7 protein-coding genes are annotated in these 5,678 nt (G+C 64.4%); 2 read left to right on the top strand and 5 right to left on the bottom strand.

The features are described 5' to 3' along the window. Window positions 1-293: isopentenyl transferase family protein (locus EN943_RS34305; RefSeq protein ID WP_281060875.1), on the bottom strand; the 293-nt coding region annotated here is incomplete at its 3' end. On the opposite strand from EN943_RS34305, the gene serB reads away from it, so the two are divergent. Then, window positions 283-1,170, top strand: coding sequence for a phosphoserine phosphatase SerB (serB, locus tag EN943_RS34300; protein ID WP_127416299.1), 888 nt, complete (start codon window positions 283-285; stop codon window positions 1,168-1,170). The two genes, EN943_RS34305 and serB, sit on opposite strands and share 11 nt — an antisense overlap. Further along, on the top strand, window positions 1,167-1,739 hold the full coding sequence (locus EN943_RS34295) for a GNAT family N-acetyltransferase (RefSeq protein WP_127416298.1): 573 nt from the start codon (window positions 1,167-1,169) through the stop codon (window positions 1,737-1,739). The genes serB and EN943_RS34295 overlap by 4 nt, the downstream gene beginning before the upstream one ends. 47 nt (window positions 1,740-1,786) lie before the next feature. On the opposite strand, the gene EN943_RS34290 is transcribed toward EN943_RS34295, so the two are convergent. The 4 genes from EN943_RS34290 to hflK all read right to left on the bottom strand — a co-directional run. Continuing rightward, on the bottom strand, window positions 1,787-3,304 hold the full coding sequence (locus EN943_RS34290) for a DegQ family serine endoprotease (protein ID WP_127416297.1): 1,518 nt from the start codon (window positions 3,302-3,304) through the stop codon (window positions 1,787-1,789). Between the two features lie 127 nt (window positions 3,305-3,431). Continuing rightward, entirely contained in the window at window positions 3,432-3,620 is a 189-nt protein-coding gene (locus EN943_RS34285; protein ID WP_013531032.1) for a DUF2065 domain-containing protein, read from the bottom strand. 6 nt (window positions 3,621-3,626) lie between these two features. Beyond that, a complete protein-coding gene (locus EN943_RS34280) occupies window positions 3,627-4,595 on the bottom strand; it encodes a protease modulator HflC (protein ID WP_013531031.1) in 969 nt (322 codons plus the stop codon). Next, window positions 4,595-5,678 (bottom strand): FtsH protease activity modulator HflK (hflK, locus tag EN943_RS34275; RefSeq protein ID WP_127416296.1); only part of this gene is annotated, 1,084 nt, incomplete at its 5' end. The genes hflK and EN943_RS34280, both read right to left, overlap by 1 nt.

Below are 5,678 nucleotides of genomic sequence, written 5' to 3'. Positions count from 1 at the left end.
AGTTTCCTCACGTCGCGGAGCCAGGCGCCGGTGGAATAGGGTGTCGCCGGGTGGACATGGCCGTAGAGGAAATGCGGTGCGCGGGCGAGGTCGGCCGCCTCCGGCCGGGCGGTCAGCACGTCGAGCACCGAATAGCCCTGCATGGAATCGGTGTTGACGATCACGCCACCCCTGCGCTCGGCCAGATCGAGCGCAAGCGCCGACTTGCCGCTGGCGGTCGGCCCGGCTATCAGGATCGCGTTCTTCACGCGGCCCTTGCCCGCCTGCCCGCCGGAATGTTCCATGCCGCTCATCGCCACGCTTGTTTCCCGTCCCACTGAGCGCGCTTTGTCGCTGTCGCTTGCGAATATGGCCTCACGGTCGGTCGGCGCAAGCGCTGTTGTCTGGCTGGCTGAAGGTATTGCCTGCGATCTCGTCCTGCCTGAGGCAGAAGACGCCGCCGTTACGAGTGCCGTCTTGCGCACGGCACTCGCCAGCGAGGCGGTCGACGTGATCGTCCAAGAGGCAGAAACCCGCCGCAAGAAAATCCTGATCGCCGACATGGATTCGACCATGATCGACCAGGAATGCATCGACGAGCTAGCCGACGAGATCGGCGTCAAGGATCATGTTGCGGCCATCACCGCGCGATCCATGAATGGTGAAATCGCCTTCGAACCGGCTTTGCGCGAGCGGGTGGCGTTGCTCAAGGGCCTCGATGCCGCCGTGGTCGATCGCATCGTCGCCGATCGCCTGACGCTGGCCTCGGGCGGCCGTGTTCTGGTCCGCACCATGCGCGCCAACGGCGCCTGGACGGCACTCGTGTCTGGCGGGTTCGAGGTCTTCACGACGCGCATCGCCGTCATGCTCGGCTTCCAGGAAAACCGCGCCAATCGTCTGCTCGAACAGGACGGCCGCTTTACCGGGCTGGTCGGCGAGCCGATCCTCGGCCGCGCCGCCAAGGCCGACGCGCTGATCGAAATTTCAGCGCGCCTCGGTCTGACGCCCGCCGACGCCATCGCCGTCGGTGACGGCGCCAATGATCTCGACATGATCCGCCTTGCCGGTACCGGTGTCGCGCTTCACGCCAAGCCGACGGTGGCGGCACAGGCCAAGGTCCGCATCGATCATGGCGACCTGACCGCGCTGCTCTATGTGCAGGGCTACAGGCAGGAGGAGTTTGTGCAATGAAACCAATGCGTACCGCGCGCCTGATCCTGCGCAACTGGGAAGATCGCGACCGCGACCTGTTCCACCGCATCAACTCCGACGAACAGGTGATGGAGTTCTTTCCGTTCCGCCGTGACCGCGCCCAGGCGGATGCCAAGATGGACGAGCTCCGGGACTGGACCACGAGGGACGGATACGGTTTTGCTGCTGCCGAGATCACCGCCACCGGTGAATGCATCGGCTTCATCGGTCTCCTCGACACCGATCATGTGCCATCCCTGCCAGCTGGCACCATCGAGATCGGTTGGCGGCTGGCACCTGAATTCTGGGGCAAAGGCTATGTCACCGAGGCAGCCGAAGCGTGGCTGGCCTACGGCTTCGAGACGCTTGGCCTCGATGAAATCGTGTCATTCGCCGTCGCGGCCAACCGCCGCTCCACCGCCGTCATGCAACGCCTCGGCATGAGCGCGGATCCGTCCGGCGATTTCGACCACCCCAGCATTCCCGACAGCCATCCGCATCTCAAACGGCATGTCCTCTACAGACTGTCGCGCCAGGACTGGCAGGCAAGAAAAAGGGCGGCTCGCTAGCCGCCCTTTTTCTTTCAGTGTTGTCTTGTTGTCGGGTCTTCCGGACCTCAGTCCATCCGGATCGTCACGAACCTGAGTTCGCCGGTCTTCGATGCCAGCATCAAGAGCGCATTCTTGCGCCCCTGTTCCTTCAAGGCGCCGATCCGGTCCATGACGTCCTTGGGCGTGGCGACCGATTCCTGCGCGATCTCGGTGATCACCTCGCCGGGCTGGATGCCGCGTTCGGCGGCGGCCGAGTCCTTGGTGACGTCGGTGATGACGACGCCCGAAACATCGGCCGCAATGCTGAACTTCTTGCGTGTCTCGTCGTTCAGTTCGCCGACCGTCATGCCGAGCACCGAAGCCGTCGAAACGGCTGGAGCCTTGTCACTCTTGTCCTGGTCGGTTTTGCCGCCCTCCTCGCTGCTGGCGAGTTTCTCGCCATCCTCGAGCCGGCCGAGCGTCACCTTCACGGTCTGCTCGACACCCTTGCGCACGATGAGCACATCGACCGCCTTGCCAACCGGGCTTTCGGCGACGACGCGCGGCAGATCGCGCATCTCATGGATATCCTTGCCGTCGAACTTGATGACGACGTCGCCCGCCTGGATCGTGCCATTGTCGACCGGGCCGCCCTTGATCACGCCGGCAACCAGCGCGCCCTTGGCGGTCGCCATGCCGAGGCTTTCGGCGATGTCATCGGTTACCGGCTGGATGCGCACGCCGAGCCAGCCGCGCCGCGTCTCGCCGAACTGGCGCAACTGGTCGACGACGCCGGACGCGAGCTGCGACGGTATGGAGAAGCCGATGCCGATCGAGCCGCCGGAAGGCGAAATGATCGCCGTGTTGATGCCGATGACTTCGCCCGCGCTGTTGAACAGCGGTCCGCCGGAATTGCCGCGGTTGATCGCGGCATCGGTCTGGATGAAGTCGTCATAAGGGCCGGAATTGATGTCGCGGTTGCGGGCAGAGACGATGCCGACCGTCACCGTGCCGCCGAGGCCGAACGGATTGCCGATCGCCATCACCCAGTCGCCGACGCGCATCTTGGTGGAATCGCCGAACTTCACCGCCGTCAGCTTGTGGCCTTTCGGATCGACCTTGAGCACGGCGACATCGGTCTTGGTGTCGGTGCCGACCAGCGTCGCCTTCAAGGTGACGCCATCGGAAAAATTGACCTCGATATCGTCGGCATCGGCGATGACATGGTTGTTGGTGACGACGATGCCTTGTTCGGCATCGATGACGAAGCCGGAGCCCAGCGACTGCACCTTCTGCGCGCCGTTGTCCTTGTCGCCGCCACGGTTCTTGAAGAAATCGTCGAAGAAATCCTGGAAGGGCGAACCCTCGGGCAATTGCGGCATCGGCACCGCGCCCGGGCCTTCGGTACCCTTGACCGTCTGCGAGGTCGATATGTTGACCACCGCGCCGAGCAGGCCTTGCGCCAGATCGGCGACCGAAGCGGGCCCATCGGCGGCAAATGTCGGCGTCACGAAGGACGGGACAGCGACTGCGCTGACAAGAAGTGCCGCCGCGCCGGCGATGAATGTCCGCCGCGCCGCGCGCAGAATTGTATTGGATGTCATCGAGAAGCCTCCCGGTATTCTTGAAAAGAAAAGCGCTTCGACGAAAACGCCGCGTCACGCCATGTTGGCAAAAAATACGGCACGTTTGCGGCTATGGCTATCGGCAGAGGATAAATCATCGCCGCCGTCATGCGCCTCGTACCAGCCAGACGATGCCGACGCCGATCGCGATCGCCGCCAGCCCGGCAATCCGCAACGCGTTCTCGGGCAGCGACAGCACTTCGGTGGCAAGCTTCCTGGCCAGGCCGGGAAAGCCGCCATAGACCAGACCCTCTATGACGAGGACCAGGCCCATGGCGGCAAGAAAATCCTGCACCGGCCGCTACTGGCCGGTGCTGGGCTGTGCCGCCGGCGCGGCGGGTGCCGTCGCCGGAGCGTTTGGCGCAGGCGAAGCCGGCTTTGCCGGCCCCTCGCTGCCGTCGGGATTGCGGAAGAAGCGGAAGAACTCCGAGTTCGGCGACAGCACCATCGTCGTTCCGGTGTTGTCCAGCGCCGTGCCATAGGCATTCATCGACCGGTAGAAGTCGAAGAAGGCCGGATCGCGCTGGTAGGCTCCCGCGAAGGTGGCGCTGCGCTGGGCCTCGCCCTCGCCGCGCAGGATTTCCGACTCTTTTTGCGCTTCGGCGACGATCTCGACCACTTCGCGATCAGCACGCGCGGTGATGCGCTGTGCCGCCTCATTGCCGCGCGCCCTCAGCCGGGCAGCTTCCGCCAGGCGTTCCGCCTTCATGCGGTCGAAGGTCTGCTGCGAGACTTCGGCCGTGAGATCGGTGCGGCGAATGCGGACATCCTCGATCTGCAGGCCGAGCGATGTGGCATCGGGCCTGAGTTGGTCGCGGACCTCGCGCATCATCACGCCGCGCTCTTCGGAGAGTGCTGCCTCGAAATCACGCAGACCATAGACACGGCGCAAGGCAGCGTCGAGACGCGTCCTGAGCCGGGCCTCGGCCAATTCGATCTGACCGGACACCGCGGCACGGAAGACCCGCGGATCCGAGATGCGATAGGCGATGAAGGCATCGACCTCATAGAACTTGCCGCCCGAAACCTGGACGCGAATGTTGTCGAGGTCGAAGCGCAGCACCCGGTTCTCGATCAGCTGCACGGTGTCGGCGTCGAAGAACGAGAACGGAGCCTTGAAGTAGATGCCGGGTTCGCTCTTGACGTCGACGATCTCGCCGAACCTGAGCACCAGCGCCTGCTGGCGCGCATTGACCACGAAGACCGACGAATAGAGCAGGAACAGGATAACCGCTGCTGCGACGACGATGATGGGAAGACGGTTGGCCATCACTGGTTACCTCCCGTAACGGGGGCGGCCGGTGCCGGCGCCTTCGGCTGCAATGCCGGCAGCGGCAGATAGGGAACGACCCCTTGCCCGTTACCCTGCTCGACGATGACCTTGCTCGAATCCTTCAGAACCTTCTCCATGGTTTCCAGGTAGAGGCGCTTGCGCGTTACATCGGGCGCCTTGGCATATTCGTCATAGACCGAGATGAAGCGCTGTGCCTCACCCTCGGCTTCCTGCACGACCCGGTTCTTGTAGGCGGCCGCGTCTTCGCGGATCTGTGCGGCCTCGCCGCGCGCCTGCCCGAGCTTCTGGTTGGAATACTGGTTGGCCTGCTCGACGAACTTGTCCTCGTCCTGCTCGGCGCGCTGCACCTCGTCGAACGCATCGGCCACTTCGCGTGGCGGTGCCGCATCCTCGATCGAGACGGCGTTGACGTTGAGACCGGCCTTGTAGCCGTCCAGCGTCGTCTGGATGATTTCACGCACCGAGGCGGCAATGCCCTGGCGGTCGTCGCGGAAGATGTCCTGCGCCGGCCGGCGGCCGACGGCTTCACGCATGGCGCTTTCGGCAACCTGCCGCAGCATACCGTCGGGATCGGACACGTCGAACAGATAGGCGCTCGGGTCGGAGACCTGGTAGGCCACCGAGAACTGGACGTTGACGATGTTCTGGTCGCCGGTAAGCATCAGCCCGGACGTGTTGCCGCTCGTCGCGCCGCCGCCGCCGATATCGACGAGCTGCTCGGAAATCTTGGCCGTCTCGACGGTTTCGAGCGGCCACCAATGGAAATGCAGGCCGGGCTGCGACAGTTCGGTCTTCGGCTTGCCGAAGCGCAGTTCGACGGCAACCTCGTCGGGCTGCACGGTATAAACCGCCTTGAACGCCCACAGCACCACAAGTGCAGCCGCGATCAGCGCGAAGATAGCCGGGCTCGCGCCGCCGCCACCCGGAAGAGCGCGCCGCAGCCGGTCCTGGCCGCGGCGGATGATGTCTTCGAGATCTGGAGGCGAGCCCTGTGGCCCACTCGGTCCCTTTGGACCCTGCCCCCAGGGTCCCTGATTGTTGCCGCCGCCACCCCATGGG

The organism is Mesorhizobium sp. M7A.F.Ca.US.006.01.1.1 (genome assembly GCF_003997935.1).
Taxonomy (GTDB): Bacteria; Pseudomonadota; Alphaproteobacteria; order Rhizobiales; family Rhizobiaceae; genus Mesorhizobium.
The sequence above is the reverse complement of the archived record's forward strand: the minus strand, read 5'-3'. Positions and strand labels throughout refer to the sequence as shown.